This is a genomic window from Lentzea sp. NPDC092896 (genome assembly GCF_044754905.1).
Taxonomy (GTDB): domain Bacteria; phylum Actinomycetota; class Actinomycetes; order Mycobacteriales; family Pseudonocardiaceae; genus Lentzea.
The window spans coordinates 528,028-553,635 of the sequence record NZ_JBIVPX010000004.1 but is presented as its reverse complement, the minus strand read 5'-3'; the positions used below and the strand labels follow the sequence as shown (position 1 = coordinate 553,635).

The following is a 25,608-nucleotide window of genomic DNA, read 5'->3' as shown; positions in this document are numbered from 1 at the left end:
CACTTGTGCGCGGTCCGCAGATCGGCCGAAAGACAGAGGCGGACCGGGCGCAGGACTGAGGTTTTCGCCTCCGGTCCGGACTTTGCTGGCCATGTGAACAACTTCGCTTCCGCCGCGGTCGACCTCGTGAAGGTGTACGGCTCCGGCGACACCGCGGTTCGAGCACTCGACGGGGTGACCGTCGGGTTCCGGCCCGCCGCGTTCAGCGCGATCATGGGGCCGTCCGGCTCCGGCAAGTCGACGCTCATGCACTGCCTGGCGGGCCTCGACACGGCCACGTCCGGCGCGGCTCTGCTCGGCGGGAAGGACCTGACCCGGCTCTCGGACAACGTGCTGACGAAGGTGCGCCGGGATCGCGTCGGGTTCGTGTTCCAGGCGTTCAACCTGCTGCCGACGCTGACCGCCGAGCAGAACGTCCTGCTGCCGTTGAACCTCGCCGGGCGAAAGCCGGACCGCGCGTGGTTCTCGCAGCTCGTGGAGGTGCTGGGGCTGTCGTCACGGCTGTCGCACCGGCCCTCGGAGATGTCCGGCGGGCAGCAGCAGAGAGTGGCGTTGGCGCGTGCGCTGGTCACGCGGCCTGAGGTGATTTTCGCCGATGAACCGACCGGGAACCTGGACTCGCGGTCGTCGGCCGACGTGCTGAACCTGCTGCGTCAGGCCGTGCGGGAGTTCGGCCAGACGATCGTGATGGTCACGCACGACGACAGGGCTGCCTCCTACGCCGACGCCGTCGTGCGGATGGCCGACGGACAGGTCGTTCAGGCGGTCGCCGCATGAGGAAGTTCCTGCCCGTCCTGTCAATCATGATCGCGGCGTTCTTCGCCTACTCGACCGTGCTCGCCAAGGACATCACCGAACGCTCTCTGGCAGTCAAGGCCGCGCGACTGGTCGAGGTGTTCGCACTGCTCGGTGCGTTCGTCACGGTCGCCATGATCGTGGCCGCGCTGGTCTCCACGTCGACGTTCCGGATCGTGTTCGCGCAACGGATGCGGGAGCTCGCGTTGCTGCGTGCCGTCGGAGCTTCGCGGGCACGGCTGGCGCGCGGGTTGATCGCCGAGGGGGCACTGACCGGGTTGCTGGCGTCGGTCGCCGGGGTCGTGCTGGCGGTGGGCGCCGGACAGCTCGTACCGCTGGCGGGCCTGGTGGCGCCGGGATTCCCGCTCACGCCCGCGCTGATCGTGGTCTTCGGATCGTTCGTGCTGACGACGCTCGCCGTGCTGGCTCCCGCGTGGTCCGCGGCCAAGGTCTCGCCGTTGGAGGCACTGCGCACCTCGGCCGTGCAGGACGCCCAGAGCCGGATCGGCGCGGCGCGCTGGGTGCTCGGGATCCTGATGGCCTCGGGTGCGGGCGTGCTGCTGGTCCACGTCGCGATCGACGGCCTCGCCACCAAGCAACGGCCCAGCGGGATGACCGAAGACCTGCTGCTGCGCACCACCATCAGCGGTGCGCTGGCGTTCGGCGCGTTGATCACGCTCGGGCCCGCGTTGATCTCACCGTTGCTGCGGTTGATCGGCATTCCGTTGCGGCGCAGCACCATCGGGTCGCTGGCGGTGAGCGGCATCGGCGGTGCGCCGCGCCGGGCCGCCTCGGTCACCGCGGTGGTGGCACTGGGGGTCAGCCTCATCATCGCGACGCTGACGGGCGCGAACACGTTGCAGGGGCTGGGGAAGGCCGAGATGGCGAGCGCCTACCCCGCAGATCTGGAGATCACCGGACCGGTCGACGCCGGGGCGTTGAAAGCTTCCGGACTCACGGACGTGCTTCCCTACCGGCGCACCGAGATCACCGTCGACGGCCGGCTGACCATGCGCGGCACCGACCTCGACATGACCAAGCTTCGCGACCTCACGGACTTCCGCGTCGATTCCGGCGCTCTCGCGGACATGGGACCACACAAGATCATCCTGTCGACCTCCACCGCGAGCAGGCTCGGCCTGACGGCGGGGTCACCCGCGGACGTCAACGGTGTGCGGATGACCGTCGCGGCGACGTTGTTCGGCGGAGTGCCGCTCGGCAGCGCGTTGCTGCACCCGTCCGATGTGGAGGGTGAGCCGGTCGGCGCGCTCGCCAACGGGCCGAAAGAGCTCGTGCCGGCGGGGTTCGAGGTCGAGTCGCTCACCGACCACCGGCTCGCGCAGGAGAACTGGTTCACCTCGTTGGTGGCGATCGCGGTCGGACTGCTGTTCCTCACCATGTTGATCGCCGTGGTGGGCGTGGGGTCGACCACGGCGTTGTCGGTGCTCGAACGGACTCGTGAGTCCGGGCTGTTGCGCGCGATCGGCCTGACCCGCAGGGAACTCGGCCGCCTGGTCACGACCGAGTCCGGTCTGTACGGGGTCGTCGGCGCGGTGGTGGGGCTCGTCATCGGGATTCCCTACGCGTGGCTCGCGATCATCTCGCTCGGCATCGAGTGGCCTCTGCAGGTGCCCGTCGTCCCGGTCGGCGTGGTGGTGCTCGTCCTGGCCGCACTCACCGCGGGTGCGGGGCTGTTGCCTGCCCGCCGTGCGGCGCGGGTGAGCCCGGTGGCGGCACTTCACTCGATCCAGTGACGTGTACCGGATCCGAGACCGGGTACCCGAACTGCATAGGGAGGTAATGCAGTCATGGGATTCGACGAGTTGAAGAACAAGGCCAAGGACCTCATCGGCCAGCACGGTGACAAGGTCGACCAGGGTGTCGAGCGCGCCGGCCAGTTCGCCGACGAGAAGACCGGCGGCAAGCACAGCGAGCACATCGACAAGGGCGAGGACAAGCTCAAGGAAGGCCTCCGGAACTTCGGCGGCGAGCAGCAGCAACAGCAGTAGTCACGCGAGCAGGGTGGTTCGCGTGTGAGTTACACCGGATTGGAATCACTTCCGCGATCCCGGCGACCCGGTTACCGTCGTTCGCCGGGATCGCGGAGGTGAAGGTGGATCCGAGCGGGGTGACGAGGGCGGCACGACTGACGGCGTTGGCCGCGTTGTGCCTGGTCACCGTCGTTTTTCTGCTCCCGGCGGCCATCAGTGTGAGCACCGGCGGCCCTGTTCCGGGGTTCTTCGGCGAATTCGGCCGATGGTTGTGGCCCGCCGTTGGCGCGATGGTCCTCGTCGCGACAGGTCTCGCTGTCTGGGAACGTGTCCGCGGTCACGAGACCAGCAACCGCGCCGCCGCGCTCGACCGGGTCGAGTCACGGGTGAAGGCGCTGCTCGGCGCCTCGCTGGCCGCCCAGACGCAGATCAAACTCGGCGTCCTGCAGCAGCCCAAGCTCTCCGTGCGGGTCGACGGCGAGGAGATCTCGTCGCCGGACGTGGAAACCGTCTACGACCGCCTCGGCCACAGCATGGTTCTGATCGGTCCGGTCGGCAGCGGTCGGTCGACGTTGTTGCGCGAACTGTGCCTGGCGTTGGTCGAGCGAGCGCGCAACGACCCCGAGGCGCCGATTCCCGTGATCGTGGACTTGGCGACGTGGCGTGCGTACGGAACGCGCAAGCCGACGGAGTTCACGGCGTGGCTGCTGCGGGAGTTGAACCGCCGTTACGGCATCAGCCGCTCGGCGGGCACGATCTGGCTGCGCCGCGAGCGGGTGGCCGTGCTCATCGACGGCTTGGACGAGGTGCCACGCGTCGACCGCGCGCACTGCGAATCCGAACTCGCGCCGTTCGCCTCGGTCGTGACGTCGACGGAGCCGATCGAGAACCTGCCCTCGGTGTTCGTCGAGCCGTTGTCGCGCGGTCAGGTCCTCGAGTACATCGCGTCGGTCAGCCCCCGCCTCGACAGCTTGGAAGCAGCGCTCACGCCGGTGATCTGGGAGCGGCTGGACTCGCCGCTGGCGCTGAACCTGCTGGCGCTGACGCACCTGGACAAGCAGGTGGACACGATCGGCACCGACTTCGTGGGTTCGTTCGTCGTGGAAAGGCTTTCCAGCCAACGCGGCGCGGGCCCCACCATTCGCGCGTTGAAACTCCTCGCCCGGTTGGGGCGGCCGGACCTCGGTGCGCCCGTGCACATGCCTCACCGCCGTGCGTGGCTTCCGCTGCTGCCGACGCGCCCGTTGTGGTTGTTGTTCGTGCGCGCCGTGCCTGCCGCATATGCCGGTGGTGTGTGCGCCGTTGCGTTCATGACGGGACTACGCCTTGGATTGTGGCCCGCATTGGTGTTCGTGGTTGCCGCGTCTTCGTTGCTCGTGTTGGTCAACAGACTGCCGCACGTCTTTCACCCGCCGGGACGAGCCCACGGCATTCTGACTGCCGCGCTGGGATTCCTGGCCGGGGTGTTCGCGGGATTGCTGGTCGGGCTCGCCGGTTTGTGGCTGGGTGGAATCGGCACGTCGTGGCCGTACTTCGTCGCGTACGTGTTCGTGGTGGTGGCTTCTTTCTTCTTGGCGTTGGGTTTCATACCGGGTTCCGCTCCTGTGCCGTGGGCGGTGCTGATCGCCGCCGCACCGGGCGTCTCGATGATCTGGACCGGTCCGTACGTCGTGCTGGCGGGCATGGGAGTCGGCTTCTCCGCAGGTGTGGCAGGCGGAGTTTTCGCCGCAGCCGTGGGACGTGTGTGGCGCACGGTGCGCCCGGTGCAACAGCAACGCATGCGTCTGGGGCGCCCGTGGTGGGTGCAGCCCGCTGTCCCGGTTCTCGGCACGGTCGGTCTGCTGGGTGGGATCGGCGCGATGGGATCGTGGGGAACCGCACTGGGAGTAGCACTGGGTTTGCTGGTGACCCCGACCGCCGCCCGCGACTACGTCTGGCCGTTCGACGCGCTCGCCGAGGTCGCCGCGGAGGGGGTCACGCGACCCCTGTCGCTGGGCGAGTTGTCTTTCCGCCGCAAGGCTTTGCTGCACCTGGCACAGGACCGATTGCTGCTCACCCGCGTCGACGGGGAGTACCGCTTCGCCCACGTCGCCCTGCGCGACCATTTGGCGTCATGCGACCCGACGGCGCTGCTTCGGGCCACGCGCCGTTGAACCTTCCCGATCTGCGGGCCGTACGGCCTGAAAGAAAGGTCGGGTGTTGCGCATGCGCTGGTCGAAGGGCTGGATCGCGGGCGCCGGGGTCTTCTCGGTCGTCGCGGCCATCGGGGGTACGGCCTTCGCCCTTGCCGGATCCGGCGGCTCCACGTCGCAGTCGGGGGTGGCGGGTAAAGAGGTGTGTTCAGGGCAGCAGGTGAAGACGGCGAACTCGAAGGGACCGGCGGGTGTGCTGTCGGACCAGTTCCCGGTCGGGACGTTGTTGCGGCTCTCGAATCCCGCCAACGGGCGGGCGATCACCGTGTCGGTCACCGGGACGTCGACCGGGTGCGCGGTGCTGAACACCGCGGCGCTCGATTCACTCTGGTCCGCCGAAACAGGTCAGAACGGAGTGGACAGCGTTCTCCGGCGCATTCGGGTGGAGATCGTCGGAAACGCGCCGGCTCCGACACCCACCACCCGGACCTCCACTTCCCGCGTACGGGCTTCCGGAACCGTGGGACAGGTCGTCTGCGACGGCGCGACCGTCGGGTTGTCGTCCGTCGGCGGGGCGCCTGGGGCGTTCTCGTCGCAGCTTCCCGTGGGGACTTCGGTGCGGGTGACCAATCTGGACAACGGCAAGCAGACGACCGTGCCGGTCGTCGGCGTCGGAACGGGCTGCGTCGTGCTGAACAGCGCGGCCTTCGACCTGGTCGGGGAATCGGGGAAGAGCGTGATCAAGCGCGCCCAGATCGAGAGGGTGACCTGACCCGGTCACCAGTCCATCGGCTCGTCGGGCTCCTCCGGTTCCGGCCACTCGTCCACGGCGTCGCCCGAGCCCCACGCGGCGCCGCCGGTGGTCGTGGTCTTCGGCTTGGCCTTGGGGGCGGGGGCAGCCGCAGCCGCGGCAGCCGCGGCGGGTGCGGGACCACCGGCCGCGACGACCTCCAGGATCTGCTCGCCGTACTTCGTGAGCTTGGCCTGACCGACGCCGCTCACCGCGCCCAGCGAGGCGAGCGAGCCGGGACGTGACGCCGCGATGGACTTCAGCGTGGCGTCGTGGAAGATCACGTAGGCCGGGACGCTCTGCTCGCGGGCCTGCTGGGCCCGCCACTCGCGCAGTGCCTCGAAGAGCGGGCCCGCGTCGGCCGGGAGATCCACCTTCACCTTGGCCGCGCCGGACGAGGACGCCGTGCGCGTCGTCGAGCGGGCAGGCGTCGGGTCCTTGCGCATCTTGACTTCGCGCTTGCGGCCCAGGACGTCGGTGCTCGCCTCGGTGAGCACCAGCGTCGAGTACTCGCCCTCCACGGCCAGCAGGCCCTGGGCGAGGAGCTGGCGGACCACGCCTCGCCACTCGTTCTCGTTCAGGTCCTCGCCGATGCCGAACGTGCTGAGCTGGTCGTGGTCGAACTGGATGACCTTGGCGGTCTTGCGGCCCAGCAGGATGTCGATGGCCTGACCGGCACCGAACTTCTGGTTGCGCTCCTTGCGCAGCCGGAAGACCGTGGAGAGGACCTTCTGCGCGGCGACCGTGCCGTCCCACGCCTCGGGCGGCGTCAGGCAGGTGTCGCAGTTGCCGCAGGGGGCACCGCCGGGTTCGCTGAAGTACTCGAGGAGCCTGCTGCGGCGGCACGTGATGGTCTCGCAGAGGGCGAGCATCGCGTCGAGGTGCGCCTGCGAGCGGCGGCGGAACGCGAGATCGCCCTCCGACGACTCGATCATCTTGCGCTGCTGCACCACGTCCTGAAGGCCGTAGGCGAGCCACGCGGTGGACGGGAGACCGTCGCGGCCGGCGCGACCCGTCTCCTGGTAGTAGCCCTCGACCGACTTCGGGAGGTCGAGATGGGCCACGAAGCGGACGTCCGGCTTGTCGATGCCCATGCCGAACGCGATCGTCGCGACCATGACCAGGCCGTCCTCGCGCAGGAACCGGGCCTGGTTGCGCTGACGGACCGACGAGTCGAGGCCCGCGTGGTACGGCAGCGCGGGAATGCCGTTGGCCACCAGGAACTCGGCCGTCTTCTCCACCGACGAGCGGGAGAGGCAGTAGACGATGCCGGCGTCGCCTGGATGCTCGGCGCGCAGCAGGTCCAGCAGCTGCTTCTTCGGCTCCTTCTTGCCGACGATGCGGTACTGGATGTTCGGCCGGTCGAAGCTGGAGACGAACTGACGCCCCTCGTTCAGCTCCAGGCGCGTGAGGATCTCCTTGCGCGTCGCCTCCGTCGCGGTGGCGGTGAGCGCGATCCGCGGCACCTTCGGCCAGCGTTCGTGCAGGTGCGTGAGCGAGAGGTAGTCGGGCCGGAAGTCGTGGCCCCACTGGGAGACGCAGTGCGCCTCGTCGATCGCGAAGAGCGCGATCTCGCCCTGGTCGAGCAGGCGCAGGGTCGCCTCGGACGTCAGCCGCTCCGGCGCCAGGTAGAGCAGGTCGAGCTCGCCGTTGACGAACTCCGCCTCGACCATCCGCCGTTCGTCCCAGGACAGCGAGGAGTTCAGGAAGCCCGCGCGCACGCCCAGCGCACGCAACGCGTCCACCTGGTCCTGCATCAGCGCGATGAGCGGGGAGATCACCACGCCCGTGCCGGGCCGCACCAGGGCGGGCACCTGATAGCACAGGGACTTGCCGCCGCCGGTCGGCATGAGCACGAGCGCGTCGCCACCCGCGACCACGTGCTCGACGATGGCGGCCTGATCGCCGCGGAACTCGGGGTACCCGAAGACGCGCTGCAGGACCTGTAGCGCGTCTTCGAGAACGACACCGTCGGTTGAACCCATGGCGCCGATGCTAGCGAGCAGCACCGACAGTCCGGTGTGCTAGCCCAGCTCGCTCTTCGTACCAGCGGAAACACTGGAGGCGATCAGCGGAGCCGCGGAGGCGGCCGGCACCGAGCCCTTCAACGGGATCCGCACCGAGGTGGCCGCCAGGTCGACGGTCAGCCTCGGCAGCTGACTCGGGCGCACGATCGCGCTCGAGTCGGTGCCGCCGATGAGCAGGCCCAGCCGGTGCCCCGCCGGGATCAGATGGTCCGTTGTGGACAGTCGGAAGGTCATGCTGTACCTGGTTCCCGGCGTGATCGTGCGCGGAGTCGAGAGCGACTGGTAGTTGGCGAGGTCCGCCCAGCCGCGCGCGATGATCTGCGCGTCGACGTTGCCCGTCGTGGCCTCCGTGTTGCGGTAACAGGCGTCGTCGCCCGTACGGCTCTCGCCCCAGCACGACTCCGTGCTCAGGGTCCGGATGCCCTCGCCCGTACGCACCGTCGCCGGTCCGTAGTCGACGAGGTACGCCGTGAGGTGCGCGGTCGACGTCGACGACGACACCCCCACCGTGATCGACGACGTGCCCGCTACACGCAGGTCAGAGGTCAGCGCGGCCGTCGAGTAGAGCACCCGGCCGGTGTTCGAGCCGGAGAGCCAGGTCGACGGCGTCGCGTTGCCGTTGTCGGTGAACGCGGCAGTGCCGGTGCCGGGCGCCGTGCCGAGTCCCGAAGAAGAAGGACGCAACACGGTGCTGACGGTGCCCGAAGGCGGCCACGTCTGGTCGTCCACCCACTGGTCGGGCGCGCGTTCCGAGGAGACCTGCGGTTCGTTCTCGATCCCGTTCTGCACGTTCAGCAGCCAGCGGTCGAACCACCGGTGCAGCGTCGGGACCCACTCGCTGCGCCGGAAGTCGAACGGGTCGACGTGCGCGGTCTGCGAGAACCAGAGCTTCTTCGGCACCGAGGCGGGCACCGCGTCCCAAAACTGGCCGTACTGCAACGTCTTCACGTTGAGGTCGTTCAGGCCGTGGATCGCGAAGATGGACGCCTTCACGTTCGACGCGTTGCGCACGAAGTCTCGTGTCTGCCACATCGCCGTGTAGTCGCCGTTGGCGGGAGAACCGTTCGTCATCTGCGTGCGCACCGCACCACACCGCGAGCGCGCGTTGGAGTTCTCGAACTGCGAACCCAGTCCCGTCGGCGAGCTGTAACCGGGGTACGCCACGCCGTCCGAGCGGAACCAGTCGTACCAGGAGCTGATGCCCGCGATCGGCACGATGGTCTTCAGCCCGTCGATCCCGGTCGACGCGACGCCGTTCGCGATCGAGCCGTCCCACGACTTGCCGATCATGCCGACGGCACCGGTCGACCAGGAGGCGGTCTTCGTGGTGGTGCCGGTCAGGGTCGAGTAGCCGGTGCGCCGGCCGTTGAGCCAGTCGATCACGGCCGTGCCGGAGGTGATCTCCGACTGACCGCCGACGTCGACGCAGCCGCGTGACCGGTTCGTGCCGAGGAAGTCGACGAGCACGACGGCGTAGCCGCGCGGCACGAAGTAGTTGTCGTAGAAGAGCGGGAACTTCACCGGCACCCCGGCGGAGTCGTAGGTCTTGACCTCGCTCTCGTTGCCGCGCCCGGCGCTCTGGTAGTAGGGACTGGCGTCCATGATCACGGGCACGCGCCCGGTCGTGGACGGCCTGATGATGTCGGCCGCCACCCGGTCGCGGGTGCCGTCGCCGTCTAGGTCGAGCCCGGAGTCGACGTAGACCGTCTCCCGGACCGCGTCGGCCATCGAGTGGATCGGCGCGGACACGCCGCCGGACAGGCTGAACGCTGGTGTCGCCGCTGTGGCAGGGATTGGCGTCAGGGTCAGGGCCCCTGCTAACGCCACTACAACACGAACACGCTTCATGAAGATTCACGCTAAGGAGTGACGAAGTCGCCCCGTCAGAGCCGAAAGGCTTGACCCTCTGCTGTTGCGCCCGGCACTCCGCTCACGAATATTCGTTCCTCGTGAGCTTCACCTTCGAACCCGGCCGCACCCGCGTCGTCTTCGGCCGCGGCACCGTCTCCACCGTGCGCGCCGAGGTCGAACGGCTCGGTGCCACGCGGGTGCTGCTGATCGCCCGGCACGGCGGCGACAAGGTGGCGGCCGAACTCGGCCCGTTGCTCGTCACCCGGTTCACGGGCGCGGCCATGCACACGCCGGTCGAGGTCACAGAGCGCGCGCTCGTGTCGATGCGCGAGCACGGCGCTGACTGCATCGTGTCGGTCGGCGGCGGATCGAGCACAGGGCTGTCGAAGGCGCTCTCGGTGCGCGCGGGCGTGCCGCAGATCATCATCCCGACGACCTACGCGGGCTCCGAGGTCACTCAGGTGCTCGGCGAGACGGCGGAGGGGCTGAAGAAGACGCGGCGGGACGCGGCGATCCAGCCCGGCACCGTCATCTACGACGTCGACCTCACGCTGGACCTGCCGCTCGACGTCACGGTGACGAGTGCGCTCAACTCTCTCGCGCACGCCGTCGCCGCCCGAGGCAACGAGAACCCGTTGATCGACGCCATCGCGACCAAGGCGATCGAGGGCGTTTTGCACGCTTTGAGCGGAAACCCGTCCACTGTGGAGGCGCGGACCGAGCTGCTGTCCTCGGCGTGGCTCGCGGGCACGTGCCTGGCGTCCGTCCCCATGGGACTGCACCACAAGCTCGCGCACGTTTTAGGTGGTTCGTTCGGATTGCCGCATGCTGCGACGCACACGGCGCTACTTCCGCACACGGCACCGTCCGATCTGGCCAGTCGCATCCATCACACGGCCACGAGGTTCGGTGCGGCAACATCATTGCGCGAACTGGGGATGGCGGAGTCCGATTTGTCCCGTGCCGCGGAGATCGCCGGGCACCCGGACGCCCTGCGGGTCCTGACGAACGCCTGGCGCGACGCATCATCCGACTGACGGGTTGTCATTCTTAAGGCTGATGTTCACAGCTCTGAACTCAGACGAACCTCCGATGTGGTTCCTGAAGACTTCCTGAAGTATGTGGAGCATGCTCAGCCCGTTGGATCTGTCCCTGATAAATGGACCGATCCCCAAGGCCGCCACGGTCGCGGCCGCGCTCGCTCTCACGTACCTGGCAATTCGGAAGAACCGGACCTGGTGGGTCCGAGTGCTGCCGATCGTCGTGCTGGCGTGCGCGCTCGTGGTGACCGGGCTGACGCTCGTGATCAACAACGTGTGGAAACCGTGGCCGGAGCCGATGCCGATCATCCTGATGGTGTGGCTGGGCGCGGCACTCGTGGCCATCAGTCTCGCCGTGGCGAGGCTACGGCCGTCGCGGTGGTACGGACGTGTGTTCACCGTCATCGCCGCCGTAGTCGTCATCTCAAGCGCACTAACGGCCACGAACGCGCACTACGGGCTGTACCCGACCTCACGGGCCGCGCTGGAGGTGTTCAACAACCCGAGCGTCGACCTGCCGGACAGCGTTCCGGTCGCGGACGTGCTCGACCTGCCCGCCGGCAAGAAGCTGGCCGACGTCTGGACCGGCGCCGGCGTGCCGGACAAGGGCACGCTGTCCGAGATCGAGATCCCCGGCGCGATGAAGACGCGTCCGGCGTGGATCTACCTGCCGCCCGCGTACGCCGCGAAACCCCGTCCGCGGCTGCCGGTGCTGGTCCTGCTGGCGGGCCAGCCGGGCTCCCCGCGCGACTGGTACGACGCCGGCCGGATCTCCGACAACATGGACGAGTTCGCGCGCGCCCACAAAGGTCTCGCGCCGATCGTCGTCATGCCCGACTCCATCGGCTCCCTCACGGCGAACCCGCTGTGCCTCGACTCGAAGCTGGGCCAGGCGGAGACGTACCTGACCCGCGACGTGCCCAAGTGGATCAAAGAACGCCTCACGGTCGACGAACGCCGTGAAGCGTGGACGGTCGCGGGCCTTTCACACGGCGGCACGTGCTCGCTGCAGCTCGCAGTGCGCGCGCCTGACGTGTACGGCAACTTCATCGACCTGTCCGGCCAGCGCGAGCCCACGCTCGGCACGCGCGCCGAGACGGTCAAAGCCGCGTTCGGCGGTGACGAGGCGGCGTTCGTCCGCGTCAACCCGCTGGACGTCCTCGCCAAGCAGCAGTTCCCGCAGACCTCGGGCGTGATCGTGGCCGGCAAGGACGACGGCCAGTACCGCCCGGCGGGACTCGAGGTGTTCGAGGCCTGTCGCAGGGCCGGAATGGACGTGCAGTGGAAGGAACTACCGGGAGGACACGACTGGAACGTCTGGCGGCCGGGCCTCTACACCACTCTGCCGTGGCTCGCGCAGCGGACAGGACTGGTCAGATGATCGCCAGACTGTTCCGCACCGCGCCGCTGACCTGCGCGTTCCTCATCGTCTTCTGGACGGTCGGCGCGCTGACCGGTGCGATCACCGGCGCGAGCGACGACCTGCTCGCGCGCACCGGGTTCGGCACCGGAAGTCCGTTGTGGACCGTTCTCAGCTCGGCGCTGTGGTCGATGGACCTGCTGGGCTACGTCGCCACCACCGTCCTGCTGCTCGTCGCCGGACCGCTGGCCGAGCGCTCGTTCGGCGCGGCGCGGACCGCGGCGATCTTCCTGGCCACGCACGTGCTCGGCTCGTTCCTGGGGCTCGGGCTGGTGCTGATCGGACGCGACCTGCACTTCGGCTGGCTCGAGTCGCTCGTGGGCGAGGTCGCGGCAGGGCCGTCGATCGGCGGGGTCGGGCTCGTGCTCGCGCTGACGTTCCGGATGCCGCCGTTGTGGAGGCGCCGCGTCCGGCTGATGATGATCTTGTCGGTGCTGGTCCTCACACTGTGGTCAGGTTGGCTTGAAGACCTGCTCCGACTGTCCGGTGGCGTGGCCGGGTTGCTGATCGGGGCGTTGTTCCTGAAGAACGGGCCTGTGCAGAAGGCGCGTTCGCTGCAGGAGACGCGGGTGCTGGTGGCGTTGCTGCTCGCGGCGTCGGCGCTCGGGCCGGTGGTGTCGATGATGTCGCCGTACCCGAACGGACCGCTCTGGTGGTTCGCTGATGTCGTGGCGGTCGCTCAGCCGTCGCAGGAGGACGTCGACGCGGTGTGCTCGTCCGACATGGTCGAGCTGTGCCGGACGATGGTGGTTCAGCTGTCGTACGGCCGGTTCCCCGCGCTCGTGATGTCGCTGCTGCCGGCGTTGTTGCTGCTCGTGTTGGCGGAAGGACTGCGGCGCGGACGGCGGTTCGCGTGGCGGGCGGCGCTGGTGTTCAACGTGGCGTTCGCGGCGTTCATCGGTTCGTACGTCGTGTACGTCGCGCAGTACCCGGACGCCAGTCTGCTGGAGCTGTCGGTCTCGTTCGGGGTGCCGATGCTGGCACCGCTCGCGATCATCGTGGTGTTGTTGTTGACGCGCAAGCACTTCGACGTGCGTCTACCTCGGCATGCCGTGGTGAAGTTCTGGCGGTTCACGGCGATCAGCGTGGCGTTGCTGTCGGCGCTGTACGTCTTCGGCGGGTACCTGGTCCGCGACCAGTTCACGCCGGAGCCGGGGTTCGGCGCGCTGCTCGCGGACCTGCCGACGCGGTTCCTGCCGCCCGGCTACCTCGACCTGGTGCCGCTGCAGTTCTCCGCCGACGGGTTCGTCGGCGCGCTGCTGTTCGAGTACACGGGCGTGGTGTTCTGGCTGATCGTGCTGGCCGGTCTGCTGATGGCGTCGTGGCGGACGTGGCCGTCGTCGTGCGAGGAAGCGGCGACGCACGCCCGCGAACTGATGCAGCGGCACGGCGGTTCGTCGTTGTCGTACATGACGACGTGGCGCGGCAACCAGTACTGGTTCACGCCGGACGGTGAGACGGCCATCGCGTACCGCGTGGTGGCGACCATCGCGCTGACGGTCGGCGATCCGATCGGTCCGGCGCGGGTGGACGCCGTGCGCGGGTTCGCGGAGTTCTGCGCGCAGAACGGCTGGACGCCGTGTCTCTACAGCGTGGGCGCCGAGACGCGGGCCGCGGTGGAGAGCCTCGGGTGGTCCGCGGTGCAGGTCGCCGAGGACACGATGATCGAACTGGACCAGCTGAGCTTCACCGGCAAGAAGTGGCAGGACGTGCGCACGGCGTTGAACAAGGCCGCCAAGGCCGGCATCACCGCCGAGTGGTGCACGTACGCCGACGCGCCGTACGCGATCACGGACCAGATCCGTTCGATCTCGGCGGAGTGGGTGGCGGACAAGGGCCTGCCGGAGATGGGCTTCACGCTGGGCGGCCTGGAAGAACTGGCCGGCGACGGCGTGCGCTGCCTGCTGGCGGTGGACGGCGACCGCACCGTGCACGGCATCACGAGCTGGCTGCCGGTGTACGCGGACGGCGAGGTCGTCGGGTGGACGCTCGACTTCATGCGCCGCCGCACGCACGGCTTCCGCGGCTCGATGGAGTTCCTGATCGCCTCGGCGGCACAACAGCTCCAGGCCGAGGGAGCGCGGTTCCTGAGCCTGTCCGGGGCACCGCTCGCCCGGCTGGACCGGGGCGAGCGACCGCGGGCGTTGCAGCGCGTCCTGGACTTCACCGGGCAGGTGCTGGAGCCGGTGTACGGGTTCCGCTCGCTGTTCGCGTTCAAGGCGAAGTTCCAGCCGACCTATCAGCCGATGTTCATGGCGTATCCGGACTCGGCGGCACTGCCGCGCATCGCGAACGCGGTGAGCCGCGCGTACCTCCCGCACCTCAACGCACGGCAGGGACTTCGGCTCGCGAGCAAGATGATCATCCGGACCCGCGAGCGCGTGACCACGCCTGGTCGAACTCGCTAGTCCGAAAGGGTGGTGAGGAGATCCTCTTCGGCACACTTCCGCGCTGCTAGGCGAAGATGCGCCGATGACCGTGCGGGGCAATCTGCCTGCCCAGACCACGACGTTCATCGGCCGCCGAGCCGTGCTCGCCGACACCGAGGCGCACCTCGGCCGGGCACGGCTGGTCACGCTGGCGGGACCGGGCGGGGTCGGCAAGACCCGGATCGCCGTGGAGACCGGGCGTGCGCTGGCGCAGTCGTTCCAGCACGGGGCCTGGCGAGTGCGGCTCGGGGACCTCAGGGACCCGGCGGCGCTGGCCCGCACGGTGGCGACCGAGCTGCGAATCGTCGACAACGCACCGGAGGCCGGGCTCGGCCGGCTGGTGGAGTCGTTGTACGACAAGCACTTGCTGCTCGTCCTGGACAACTGCGAGCACCTGCTGGAGGCGGTCCGGCATCTCGTGCACCACCTGTTGCGCGACTGCGAGGGGCTGACGATCCTCGCGACCTCGCGGGAGCCGCTCGGCGTCTACGGCGAACATCTGCTGCGGGTTCCGCCGCTGAGCGTGGACGACGCGGTGCTGCTGTTCCGGGAACGGGCGGAGGCGGCGCCGGACCTGGCCGACGTCACCGCGTTGTGCCAGGCGGTGGACGGGCTGCCGCTCGCGATCGAACTCCTGGCCGCGCGGCCAGGCGACGTGGTGCTGTCCGAGGTACTTCAGCACCCCGAACCCGCGACGCTGGAGCAGGTGCTCGAATGGTCTGCGAAGCAGTGCACGGACGAGGAACGCCGGTTGTGGGCGCGGTTGTCGGTGTTCCCCGCGGACTTCGACCTCGCCGCGGCCGAGGCGGTGACGGGCGCGGACGTGCTGAAGCCGTTGTCCGCGCTGGTTCTCCGATCGATCGTGGCGACGGCGACGAGCCCGGTCACCGGCGAGACCCGCTATCGGTTGCTGGACACCGTGTCGCAGTTCGGTGCGCGTCTGCTGACGGACGCGGACGAGCCGTCACGTCGCCACGCGGTGCACTACAGCGAGTTCGTGGACGAGGCCGCCCGCTCGTGGTTCTCCCCCGGCGAAGCGCGGTGGATGGGCAGGCTCTGGGAGGAGTGGCCGAACATCCGTGCGGCGGTCGGGCACGCGCTGCGGACCCCTGATCTGGCCGCTGCCGGTGCGGCCGTGGCGATGAACGTGCAGCGGGCGCGTTTCACGTCGTTCGCGGGCATGCTCGGCCAGGCGTGGGACCTGCTCACGGCCGCCCGCGAGGTGATCACTGACGCCCCGCTGCGGACGTCGCTGCTGGCGCACTGCGCGTACATGGCTCAGGTTAGGGGCGACTCGGCGGCGGCGTTCCCGTTGATGAGCGAGGCACGCGCGTTACCGCGGTTACCGATCACCGACGTGCACCTGGTTCTCGCCGAAGCGACGCATCTCTTCTTCGTGGAGGGCTCTCCGGACTGCGTGCCGTTGTACGCGCACGTCGTGGAGTTGTGCCGGGAGCACTCGTCGCCGGGCGACACCTACATCACCGAACTGATGCACGCGATGGCCGCGTGCTTCCTGCTGGACGCCGAGGCCGCGGACAAGGCCACCACGGCGTTGGCGAGGCAGGCGGAGAGCAACGGCGTGAGCTGGGCGCACGCCTGGGGTCTGTGGCATCGCGGTCTCTACGAACTGCTGCACGGCGATCCGGCGCAGGTGCATCCGCTGGTGATCCAGGCGTTGCGGATTCAGCTGACGCTCGGCGACACCTGGAGCGCCCCGTTCAGCCTGTGGCTGCTCGCCTGCACATGCGCCGAACTCGGAGCGAACGACCGCGCGGCACGGCTGCTCGGCGCGCTGCGGTCGCAGGAACGGGTCGCGCGGATCTCGTTCAGCGGCATGAACCCGTTCCACCGGCTGCTGGATCGCGCCGACCGCACCGTCCGCCGCTCGCTCGGCGACGACTACCAGGTGATCACGACGCTCGGCGCCGACCTGAGGCCCGAGCAGGTGATGGCGTTCGCGCTCGAACCGGTGCCGGACTCCGAACGCCGGCCGGCGAAGCCGCTGCTGCCCGGCGGCCTGACCAGGCAGGAGTTCACGATCGCCGGTCTGGTCGCGGACGGGTTCACGTCGAAGCAGATCGCGGCACGGCTGTACATCTCGCCGCGGACGGCGGACCGGCAGGTGGTCAACATCCGCGTGAAGCTGGGGCTGCCGAACAGGATGGCGCTCGCGGCCTGGCACCGTTCGGCCAGCGGTGAGCGTTAACGCGCCTCGAACGCCAGCTTCAGTCCGAGCGCGACGAACACCGACGCCGTCAGCCGGTCCAGCAGAACCTGCTGACGCAGCAGGAAAGCACGGGCGCGGCCGGCCACCGCGATCAGGATCGGCAGCCACACCAGGCCGAGTCCGAGGTGGATCGCGACGAGCGCCGCACCCCACGCGGGCTGACCGGCGGGCATGAACTGCGGCAGCAACGACAGGTAGAACACGCCGACCTTGGGGTTGAGCAGGTTCGTCAGCAGCCCGACCCGCAGCGACGCCCCGGCGCCCGGCACCGGGCGCGAGTCCTTCAGCTCCATGGCCTTGCGTGAGTTCCACAAAGCCTTGGCACCCAGGTAGATCAGGTACCCGGCGCCGAGCCAGCGCACGATGTCGTAGGCCAGTTCGGACGCCTGCAACAGCGCCGTCAAGCCCGCCAGGCTCGCCACGCCCCAGACGAGGCATCCGAGCGTGATGCCGAGAACCACGCCCATCGCCGCGCGTTTGCCGCTCAGCAACGCCGTGCGCAACACCATCACCGTGTCCAGGCCGGGCGTGAGGACGGTGAGCAGCGCGACGAGCGAGAAGCTCAGGAGTGCGGCGGTCGTCATGAGAACATCAGATCACACGTCAGCGCGCGTCCACGGCGGTTTTCAAGCCGAACGCGATCAGCGCTGAAGCGGACAGGCGGTCCAGCAGGAGCCGTTGCCGCAGCAGGAAAGCACGGGCCCGGCCGGCCGCCGTGATCAGGATCGGGAACCACACCAGCCCGATGCCGAGGTGGATGGCCACGAGCACGCCGCCCCACGCGGGCTGGCCGACGGGCAGGAACTGGGGCAGCAACGAGATGTAGAAGACGCCCGGCTTCGGGTTGAGCAGGTTCGTCAGCAGCCCCACCCGGATGGCCGCGCGCACCGACGGCACCGGGGCGGGTTCGTCGATCTCGACCGGGCGCCTCGAGTTCCACAACGCCTTGACACCCAGGTAGATCAGGTACCCGGCGCCGAGCCAGCGCACGATGTCGTAGGCCAGTTCGAACGCCTGCAGCAACGCCGTCAGGCCGACCAGTCCGGCGGTCGCCCACACCAGGCATCCCAGCGTGCTGCCCACCACGACCGCCATCGCGGCACGGCGGCCGACCAGCAACGCCGTCCGCAGCACCAGCAGGGTCTCCAGGCCCGGTGTGATGACGGTCAGCAGCGCGACGAAGGTGAAGCTCAGGAGCGCGGTGGTCGACATGCCGCCATGAGAACACGGAAGTCCAGCGCCACCAGAAGATTTAACACACCCGACACGATCACACGGGCTTGGTGTAGCGGTGCGCCGGAACCGGGATCGGCCCGTCCGGATGCGGTGCCCGGTGGTCGAACAGGCCTTCGTCCGTCCAACCCTGCCGTTCGTAGAACCGGCGCGCCCGCGCGTTCCCGGCGACGACGGCGAGCCATGCGTGCGAGTGCCCGTTCACCGCCACCTCGCTCTCGGCAGCGGCCAGAAGTGCCTTCGCGACACCGGATCCGCGATGATCGGCGGAGACGTAGACCTGCTCGACCTCGTCCCCGATCACCATCACGAACCCGGCGACCTCGCCGTTCACCGTCGCGACCGTGGTGTGCTCGACGTGCTCCAGCGCGCGTGGCTCGAAGGTCTCCTCCGGACGCGCGTCGACGAGCCGCTGCGGCACGTTGCCGAGGTGCGCGTCGCACCAGCCCGGATACCAGATCCGGGCCACCGCGGCGGCGTCGTCCGAGGTGGCGCGCCTGATCTCCGTCACTGGCGGTACCAGGCGCGAACACCCAAACGTCCAGTGCTGCCCAGGTCGACGAGGATGTGTCCCTCCGGCGTCGTCGCGACCAGCGGCTGCCACGTGCCACCCGGCGCGGCCGCCATGTCGACGTACTTGCCGACCAGCGGCGGGTCGACCGACGCGTGCGTGTTCCGCCAGACGAACGCGCTCTTCGCACTCTCACCGGGCGGCACCGTGATCGGCTGCGGCGCGTCGTCGAAGCCGTCGAGCGACGCGATGCCGCCCGACCCGTCGAGGATCTCGACGTCCAACGGCTCCCGCTCCTCACCGAACAACCTGACCTGCGGATACCCGTTGAGCTGCACCGGTTCCGCACCGCAGTTGGCCACCTCGACGGACATCACCCGCAGGCCCATGGCCGCGCTCGTGACGTTCGTGGTGAACCGCAGCCCGGTGTCGCACGACGGAGCTTCCGTCGCCTGCGCGCCCGTTCCGCACGCGACCAGGCCGACGAGCGCGGCGAACACGACCAGAATTCTGCCCCCAGATCTCATGCGACCGATGCTGCCACAGAACGGAGAGGGTCCGCCGAAACCTTCACAAACGGAGGACCGGCACGGGAGCCGGCCCTCCACTGTGGATTCGGCTACGCGCGTTCCCACAAGGCCGGGACGTTCGGCGGTTCCCAGCCGGGCAACGAGGTGTGGCCCTGCCGGCAGCGGTAGTTCGAACCGCCGTGAGTCACCAGCGCCCCGGTCGCGTAGGTGACGTACGGCGCCCAGGCGGACCCACCTGGGTTCGAAGTAGTGGTCGTGGTGGTTGTGGACGTCGTGGTCGAGGTGGTGGTCGACGTCGGCGGGGTGCCGGAACCGCGCGGCAGGTCGCCGGCGATGGCGTAACTGGTGCCACCGAAGGTGAACGTGAAGTTCGACGGCGACGCGATCGGCATGTAGTAGTTCAGCCGGACGTCGACCGAGGCGCCCGGTGCGATGGTCTGCCAGCTCGGCAGCGTCACGACGACGTGCTGGAAGTCGCCGCGCAGGCCGCCGACGTTCGGGCCGCTGTGGCCGCGGGTCGCGACGGAGAGGCCGAAGCCGGACTGGTCGGTCATGCTGCCGGGGGCGCTGGTGCCGTAGTCGAACTCGACGCGGGTGCCGCCGGGGATCGTCGTGGTGGAGTTGTTGGTGATCCGCATGGTCGGGTTGATCGGGTAGTTGGCGTCACCCAGGGCGAATCCGGACACGCCCACGTTGACGTTCAGCACGGACGAGGGCATGGTGCGGCCGGCCTTCGACGCGCCGTAGGGAGCGGCGCCGCGCAGGCCTTCGTCGATCTTCGAGATGAGCGTGTCGCCGATGTAGTACTGGGACTTGGCGCTGTCGTAGGCGTAGTCGCCGGCCAGTTCCCAGATCATGATGCCTCCGAGGCCCTTGCTGGTGACGTAGCTGGTCTTGGCGGCGATGGACACGTCGTCCTCAGTGGACAGGAAGACGCTCTTGGTGCTGTTCCACAGCCACGGCGTCACCATCGTGCTGTTGTAGTTGCGGGAGTACGTGCCGGTGACGCGGTCGTCGGGGTCGTTGACCGGGTCGAGGCCGTACTTCGTGAGGTAGTCCGGCGTGATGCCGTTCTGCAGGTTCATGGCGTGCCACATGGGGTTCACGCCCGACGGCACCTCCATGCCGTTGAGGTCGTCGTGCCAGAGGTTGTCGATGCCGACGGCGCCGTTGCCGCAAGGAACGGTCGACCCGACGGTTCCGCCGGTGCCGGGTGGGCACTGCGCCTGGTCGGGCAGGGCGGCGCGGCCCCACATGCCGTTCGTGCCACCGGTGACACCTCTCCAGCCGCGGGTGTAGAAGCCGACGCCGATGTTGATGCGGCCGGCCTGCATCGCGCCGCGGAAGTAGTGATAGGCCCAGTCGGTGTTGAGATAGCCCTGCCCGTCGTACTGCGGTGTCGTGTACACCTGCCAGTGCGCCAGTTCCGCGTCCTGGCCGTTGTCGTAGAGCGCCGCGTTCGGGCCCACGAAGTGGTTCCACGCGCCGTGCAGGTCGTAGCTCATCATGTTGAGGTAGTCGAGGTACCGCGTGACGCCGTAGGTCTCCTGGCCTCGCAACAACCAGCCGGACGCCGGAACCGCGGCGGTCAGCAGGTAGTGCTTGCCGTCGGCCGCTCCGGCACGGTCGAGCTTGTCGCGCAACGTCCGCATCAGGTTCTCGTAGCCCGCCCACAACGTGCCGCGGTTGGCGTTGGAGATCCAGAAGTCGTCGGGGTTTCCGGCGTAGTTGTTGGACGTGGCGTACTCGTAGTCGATGTCCGCGCCGTTGAAACCGTAGGTGCGCAAGAAGGTCACGACCGAGTCGGCGAACGTGTTGATCGACGCCTGCGACTGGGCGAGCCTGTAGAAGCCACCCGTGGCGTTGCGGGTGCCGTCCGGGTTCAGGATCCCGCCCGACTCCGCCCAGCCGCCGATCGAGATCAGCGTCTTCACGTTCGGGTACTGCTTCTTGTACTTGGTCAGCAGGTTGAAGTGCCCCTTGTAGGACAGGGCGGGATCCATCTCGGCACCGGGAACTCCTGGCCACTCCATGCCGGTCGACGCGTTGCCGGCGCCCGCCGGGCCGACCGAGATCCTGTTGTCCGTGCCGATGCCCGCGAACGCGTAGTTGATGTGCGTGATCTTGGTCCACGGGATGTTGTTCGCCAGATAGGCGGGCGCGCCGTTCTTCCCGGTGCGCCAGCTGGTGAAGTACCCGATCACGCGGCGGGTCTTGTCCCCCATCAGCTCACGGCCGGCGGTGTCGTAGACCGTGCAGTACGGGGTGTCGACGCCGGGCGTGCGGTACAGACCGTCCGGTCGGCAGTCCTCGTGTCCTGCGGCCTGCGACGGCGCCGGGCTGACGAGGGCGACCGCAAGGAGACCCGCGAGGGTCACCAGGGCCGCGAGGAGCGGGAGGATCTTTCTGGAGAGGCACATGCCGAACCTCCTTGCAGGGAGGCGGCCTGTGTCACTCAGTCTGGGACCGGGAAACGGACCGGTCAATACGAGGTATAGACCAATCAGAGAAATGGTTGACATCGACTAGTTAGAGTCGGATAGTCGACATCAACCAAGGAGGACGCATGCGGCGCAAGGTGTCGAACCCGCTGGCGCTGGCGGTGCTGGCACATCTCGTGATGGGCCCCATGCACCCCTACGAGCTGGGCAAACAACTCAAGGACACCGGCAAGGACCGCAACATCAAGTTCAACCGCGGCTCGCTCTACATGGTCGTCGAGCAGCTGCGGAAGGCCGGGTTCGTCGCCGAGCAGGAGACCGTCAAGGACACCCAACGGCCCGAACGCACGATCTACGCGCTGACCGACACCGGACGCGACGAGCTGCACGACTGGATGCGCGAGCTCGTCCGCGACCCGGCGCACGAGTACCCGCAGTTCGGCGTGGCGTTGTCGCTCATCTCGGTGCTGGACCCGGTGGAGTCCGTCGAGCTGCTGAAGGCACGTGCCGACGCGCTGACGAAGGACCTCGACGAGACGCGCGCGATGGTCGGCAAGGCGACCGCCGACGGCGTCCAGTGGATCTTCCTCGTCGAGGAGGAGTACCGGATGTCGTTGCTGGAGGCCGAACTGCGGCTGGTCGAGAAGCTCACGGGGGAACTGGCGAAAGCCGAGTACCAGCACTTGTGGCGGGAAATCTTCGGGAGGGAATGATGAAGGCTTTAGTCATCGGGGGCGGCATCGCTGGCCCGGTCACCGCGCTGGCCCTGCAGAAGGCCGGCATGGACGCGGTGGTCTTCGAGGCGTACGACACGACCGCGGACGGTGTGGGCGGCATGTTGACCGTGGCACCCAACGGCCTCGCGGCGCTGAAGATCGTGGGACTGGAATCGGACTTCGGCGATCCCTTGCGCCACATGGTGATGGCCGACTCGCAGGGCAGAACGCTCGGGCGCGTCACCGGCGGCACCAGCCGGGTCGTGACGCGGGCCGAGCTGTACCAACGACTGCGCGAGCTGACGGTCGCCCAGCGGGTCAAGGTGGAGTACGGCAAGCGCCTGGTCGACGTGGAAACCCACGAAAACGGTGTCACGGCAACGTTCTCGGACGGCTCCAGCGAGTCGGGTGACGTGCTGATCGGTGCCGACGGCATCCGTTCCGAGGTCCGCAAGATCATCGATCCGAGCGCTCCGGAACCCGAGTACGTCGGTCTGCTGGGATTCGGCTCGTACGCGGAGAACAGCGGCGTGCACGGCGATCCGGAAACGATGTACTTCGTGTTCGGCAGCTCGTTCCTCGGCTACTGGGAACAACCGGACGGCACCGTCGCGTGGTTCAACAACCTCGCGGTCCCCGAGCCGCTGACGACGGCCGAGATGGACGCGGTCCCCGCCGCCACCTGGCTGGACCGGTTGCGGGTGGCCTACGGGGACGACATGCCGGCGAAGCAACTCCTCGCGCACAGCAGCACCATCGTCGGCGGCGGCCCGCTGGAGATCATGCCGAGCGTCCCGCGCTGGCACCGCGACCGCATGGTGCTCGTCGGCGACTCCGCCCACGCGCCGAGCGCCAGTTCCGGTCAGGGCGCGTCACTGGCGGCCGAGTCGGCGGTGCAACTGGCCCGCTGCCTGCGCGACATCCCTGACCTGGCAGAGGCTTTCGCGACCTACGAACGGCTCCGGCGTCCACGCGTCGAGGCGATCGCGGCACGCGCGGCCCGCACCAACAGCAACAAGCGCGGCATCGGCCCGATCACCCGGCTGCTCATGCCGCTCGTGGTGAAGACCTTCGGCGCCAAGGCGTTCACGAAGGACCAGAACTACCGCATCGACTGGAACGCTCAGGTCAGCCGGTAGCCGTGCGCCGGGCGGTTCGCCATGCCGTACCGCGGCTGCACCTCCGCCTTGCCCATGGTCACCAGGTGCTCCAGATAGCGGCGCGCGCTCACGCGGGACAGTCCCGCCCGATCCCCGACCTCCTGGGCCGAGAGATCGTTCTGGCTGTCCCGCAACGCTTCCGTCACCAGCCGCAACGTCACGGCGGACAAGCCCTTGGGCATGGCCGGGGTGCGCGGCCGGTGGTGCATCAGCGAGTCGACCTCGTCCTGGTCCAGCACCTGCCCCAGCCTCTGGACCTCGGTGCGCTGGGCGAGGTACTCCCGCATCCGGTCGAGGAACGCCGTGCGCGTGAACGGCTTCACCAGGTAGTTGTCCACGCCGCGGGACATGGCCTGCCGCACGGTCTCCCGTTCGCGCGCCGCCGTCACGGCGATGACGTCGACCGGCGGCCCGCTGCGAGCGCGCAGCCGCGACAGCACGTCCAGCCCGGACATGTCGGGCAGGTGGATGTCGAGCAGCACCAGGTCGGGCCGCAACGCCTCCACGGCCCGCAACGCCTCTCCGCCGCGATGCGCCTCGCCGACGACCTCGAACTCGGGCATCGCCTCCAGGAACCCGCGGTGGATCGCCGCCACGGCGAAGTCGTCATCGACCACGAGCGTTCGCACGCTCATCGGTTCCCCGTTTCCGGCAGCCACACGTCGAACGACGCGCCACCGAGTTCCGAGTCGGTGATCGCGACCCGGCCGCTGCGCCGGGTCACCACCCTCGACACCAATGCAAGACCTATTCCTCTGCCGTGCGCGCCCTGGACGTCCTTCGAACTCACGCCCAGGTCGAAGATGCGGCCACGTTGCGACTCGGCCACTCCCGGCCCGTCGTCGTCCACGACCACCCGCACTCCGCTCACCGACGAACGCACCAGCACCCGCACGGTTCCACCGGTCTCCACGGCGTCGACCGCGTTGTCGACCAGGTTTCCCAGCACGGTCAACGCGTCATCGCCCGCACGAATGTCGACGGAGCTGCCGGGATCGAGCCGGAGCTCCACACCTCGTTCGTGCGCGGTGGAGGATTTTGCCAGCAACAGGGCCGCCAGCGCAGGATCCGCGTTCGCTCCGTCGATGATGTCGGCCGTGACCGACCCGGCGCCACCGACCCGTTCGATGTAGGCGACGGCGTCGGGACCGCGATCGAGGTCCAGCAGACCGCCGATGACGTGCAGGTGGTTCGAGAATTCGTGGGCCTGAGCCCGCAGCACCTCGGTGACGGTGCGCTGGCCGTCGAGCTCGCGCAACGCGTCGTGCAACTCGGTCCGATCGCGCAACGTCAGCACGACGCCGACCGCGCGGTCGTCCGTCTTGGCCGTCATCCGGTTCGCGACCAGAACCCGTTCGCCTGCCAGCACCAACCGGTCCGCGACGTCGTCGTCCCCGCGCGCCAGGTCGAGCAGGCCGTCGTCGAGAACCTCCGAAGCCGGCCGCCCGCTCGGGTTCTCCGCCAGGCCCAGCAGCCGCATGGCCTCGTCGTTGACCAGTGCCAGCTTCTCCTGGTCGTCCACGGCGACCACGCCTTCGCGGATGCCGTGCAGCATCGCGTCCCTGGTCTTCAGCAGCTGCTCGATCTCGGCGGGTTCGAGCCGGAACGTCCGCCGGCGCACGTGCTGCGTGATCAACGCGGCGCCGAGCACGCCGACCAGCGCGGCGGCGGCTAGCCAGCCGATCAGCTCCGGCAGGTCCTCGGCGAGGTCGGCGGACAGCTGGCTCTCCAAGATGCCGACCGAGGCCATGCCGATGATCCGGCCGTTCACCGCTCGCACCGGAACCTTGGCGCGCAACGACGTGCCGAGCGTGCCCGTCTCCGTGCCGACGAAGACCTCACCGGACAGCGCCGTGCTCGGGTCTGTCGACACGCGCTCGCCGATGCGCTTCGGGTCGGGGTGGGCGTAGCGGACGCCGTTGTGGTCGGTGACCACCACGTACGTCACGTTGGACGCCTTGCGGATCAGTTCGGCCAACGGCTGGATCGTCGCGGGCGGGTCAACGGAGTCGAAGGCCTCGATGACCGTGGGTAGCCGCGCCACGCTCTCCGCGACCGACAGCATCCGGTCCTTGTAGGAGTCGCGGATTCGGTCGCTCTGCAGTTTGGCGGCGAGCAGACCAGCGGCACAGGTCGTCATCAGCACGATGACCACCTGCAATGCCAGTAGCAAGGCTCCAAACGAGACCGACCGACGGAACATGGATGGAATTCTGACGCATCAGCTGTGAAACAGGTCACGAACTAAACGACCAATACGGAACTTACGACCTAACCCTTACGAGGCGCCCACCAGTTACCTAGCGTCCCCG

The 25,608-nt window shown here is 68.7% G+C and carries 20 protein-coding genes; 11 read left to right on the top strand and 9 right to left on the bottom strand.

The annotated features are described in order from the left end of the window. Positions 1-93 precede the first annotated feature (93 nt). The 5 genes from ACIQF0_RS23530 to ACIQF0_RS23510 all read left to right on the top strand — a co-directional run bounded on the left by ACIQF0_RS23530 (position 94) and on the right by ACIQF0_RS23510 (position 5,690). Positions 94-777, top strand: coding sequence for an ABC transporter ATP-binding protein (locus tag ACIQF0_RS23530; RefSeq protein WP_401032541.1), 684 nt, complete (start codon positions 94-96; stop codon positions 775-777). Further along, entirely contained in the window at positions 774-2,549 is a 1,776-nt protein-coding gene (locus ACIQF0_RS23525; protein ID WP_401032538.1) for an FtsX-like permease family protein, read from the top strand. The genes ACIQF0_RS23530 and ACIQF0_RS23525 overlap by 4 nt, the downstream gene beginning before the upstream one ends. Positions 2,550-2,603: 54 nt before the next feature. Beyond that, positions 2,604-2,804, top strand: a complete 201-nt coding sequence (locus ACIQF0_RS23520) for an antitoxin (RefSeq protein ID WP_093596979.1) — start codon at positions 2,604-2,606, stop codon at positions 2,802-2,804. A gap of 104 nt (positions 2,805-2,908) precedes the next feature. Next, the gene (locus ACIQF0_RS23515) at positions 2,909-4,939 is read left to right on the top strand and encodes an NACHT domain-containing protein (protein ID WP_401032536.1); all 2,031 of its coding nucleotides are present in this window, start codon (positions 2,909-2,911) and stop codon (positions 4,937-4,939) included. A gap of 52 nt (positions 4,940-4,991) precedes the next feature. Continuing rightward, a complete protein-coding gene (locus ACIQF0_RS23510; protein WP_401032535.1) occupies positions 4,992-5,690 on the top strand; it encodes a hypothetical protein in 699 nt (232 codons plus the stop codon). 5 nt (positions 5,691-5,695) lie between these two features. Here ACIQF0_RS23510 and recQ read toward each other — a convergent pair whose 3' ends face one another. Beyond that, positions 5,696-7,693 (bottom strand): DNA helicase RecQ, encoded by a 1,998-nt coding sequence (gene recQ, locus ACIQF0_RS23505; RefSeq protein ID WP_401032533.1) that lies wholly within the window; start codon positions 7,691-7,693, stop codon positions 5,696-5,698. 39 nt (positions 7,694-7,732) lie between these two features. Further along, positions 7,733-9,583, bottom strand: coding sequence for a Xaa-Pro dipeptidyl-peptidase (locus tag ACIQF0_RS23500; RefSeq protein WP_401032531.1), 1,851 nt, complete (start codon positions 9,581-9,583; stop codon positions 7,733-7,735). Between the two features lie 101 nt (positions 9,584-9,684). Here ACIQF0_RS23500 and ACIQF0_RS23495 point away from each other — a divergent pair, with 101 nt between their 5' ends. From ACIQF0_RS23495 to ACIQF0_RS23480, 4 genes are all read left to right on the top strand, one after another. Continuing rightward, the gene (locus ACIQF0_RS23495) at positions 9,685-10,623 is read left to right on the top strand and encodes a maleylacetate reductase (protein ID WP_401032529.1); all 939 of its coding nucleotides are present in this window, start codon (positions 9,685-9,687) and stop codon (positions 10,621-10,623) included. A 91-nt stretch (positions 10,624-10,714) separates the two neighbouring features. After that, positions 10,715-12,007, top strand: a complete 1,293-nt coding sequence (locus ACIQF0_RS23490) for an alpha/beta hydrolase-fold protein (protein ID WP_401032527.1) — start codon at positions 10,715-10,717, stop codon at positions 12,005-12,007. Continuing rightward, positions 12,004-14,454: a phosphatidylglycerol lysyltransferase domain-containing protein gene (locus ACIQF0_RS23485; RefSeq protein WP_401032526.1), complete on the top strand. Its 2,451-nt coding sequence runs from the start codon at positions 12,004-12,006 to the stop codon at positions 14,452-14,454. The genes ACIQF0_RS23490 and ACIQF0_RS23485 overlap by 4 nt, the downstream gene beginning before the upstream one ends. A gap of 64 nt (positions 14,455-14,518) precedes the next feature. Continuing rightward, positions 14,519-16,684, top strand: coding sequence for an ATP-binding protein (locus ACIQF0_RS23480; RefSeq protein WP_401032524.1), 2,166 nt, complete (start codon positions 14,519-14,521; stop codon positions 16,682-16,684). Here ACIQF0_RS23480 and ACIQF0_RS23475 read toward each other — a convergent pair. The 5 genes from ACIQF0_RS23475 to ACIQF0_RS23455 form a co-directional block, all read right to left on the bottom strand. After that, complete coding sequence (locus tag ACIQF0_RS23475) at positions 16,681-17,289, bottom strand: LysE family translocator (RefSeq protein ID WP_401032523.1); 609 nt, start codon at positions 17,287-17,289, stop codon at positions 16,681-16,683. The two genes, ACIQF0_RS23480 and ACIQF0_RS23475, sit on opposite strands and share 4 nt — an antisense overlap. Positions 17,290-17,308: 19 nt before the next feature. Next, a complete protein-coding gene (locus tag ACIQF0_RS23470) occupies positions 17,309-17,917 on the bottom strand; it encodes a LysE family translocator (protein ID WP_401032521.1) in 609 nt (202 codons plus the stop codon). A 58-nt stretch (positions 17,918-17,975) separates the two neighbouring features. Further along, positions 17,976-18,449, bottom strand: coding sequence for a GNAT family N-acetyltransferase (locus ACIQF0_RS23465; protein ID WP_401032519.1), 474 nt, complete (start codon positions 18,447-18,449; stop codon positions 17,976-17,978). Continuing rightward, complete coding sequence (locus ACIQF0_RS23460) at positions 18,446-18,976, bottom strand: DUF4232 domain-containing protein (RefSeq protein ID WP_401032517.1); 531 nt, start codon at positions 18,974-18,976, stop codon at positions 18,446-18,448. Before ACIQF0_RS23460 ends, ACIQF0_RS23465 begins: the two co-directional genes overlap by 4 nt. Before the next feature lie 92 nt (positions 18,977-19,068). After that, on the bottom strand, positions 19,069-21,399 hold the full coding sequence (locus ACIQF0_RS23455) for a chitinase C-terminal domain-containing protein (RefSeq protein WP_401032515.1): 2,331 nt from the start codon (positions 21,397-21,399) through the stop codon (positions 19,069-19,071). Positions 21,400-21,545: 146 nt separating this feature from the next. Between ACIQF0_RS23455 and ACIQF0_RS23450 the strand changes: the two genes are divergently transcribed. Both ACIQF0_RS23450 and ACIQF0_RS23445 read left to right on the top strand, forming a co-directional pair. Then, positions 21,546-22,133 carry a PadR family transcriptional regulator gene (locus ACIQF0_RS23450; protein ID WP_360041296.1) on the top strand — a complete coding sequence of 196 codons (588 nt, stop codon included), beginning with the start codon at positions 21,546-21,548 and terminating at the stop codon, positions 22,131-22,133. After that, entirely contained in the window at positions 22,133-23,275 is a 1,143-nt protein-coding gene (locus ACIQF0_RS23445) for an FAD-dependent oxidoreductase (RefSeq protein WP_401032512.1), read from the top strand. The genes ACIQF0_RS23450 and ACIQF0_RS23445 overlap by 1 nt, the downstream gene beginning before the upstream one ends. Here the strand turns inward: ACIQF0_RS23445 and ACIQF0_RS23440 are convergent. Together ACIQF0_RS23440 and ACIQF0_RS23435 are read right to left on the bottom strand one after the other, a co-directional pair. Then, positions 23,260-23,931, bottom strand: a complete 672-nt coding sequence (locus tag ACIQF0_RS23440) for a response regulator (RefSeq protein WP_360041302.1) — start codon at positions 23,929-23,931, stop codon at positions 23,260-23,262. The two genes, ACIQF0_RS23445 and ACIQF0_RS23440, sit on opposite strands and share 16 nt — an antisense overlap. Beyond that, entirely contained in the window at positions 23,928-25,436 is a 1,509-nt protein-coding gene (locus tag ACIQF0_RS23435; RefSeq protein ID WP_401032823.1) for an ATP-binding protein, read from the bottom strand. Before ACIQF0_RS23435 ends, ACIQF0_RS23440 begins: the two co-directional genes overlap by 4 nt. Between the last annotated feature and the right edge of the window lie 172 nt (positions 25,437-25,608).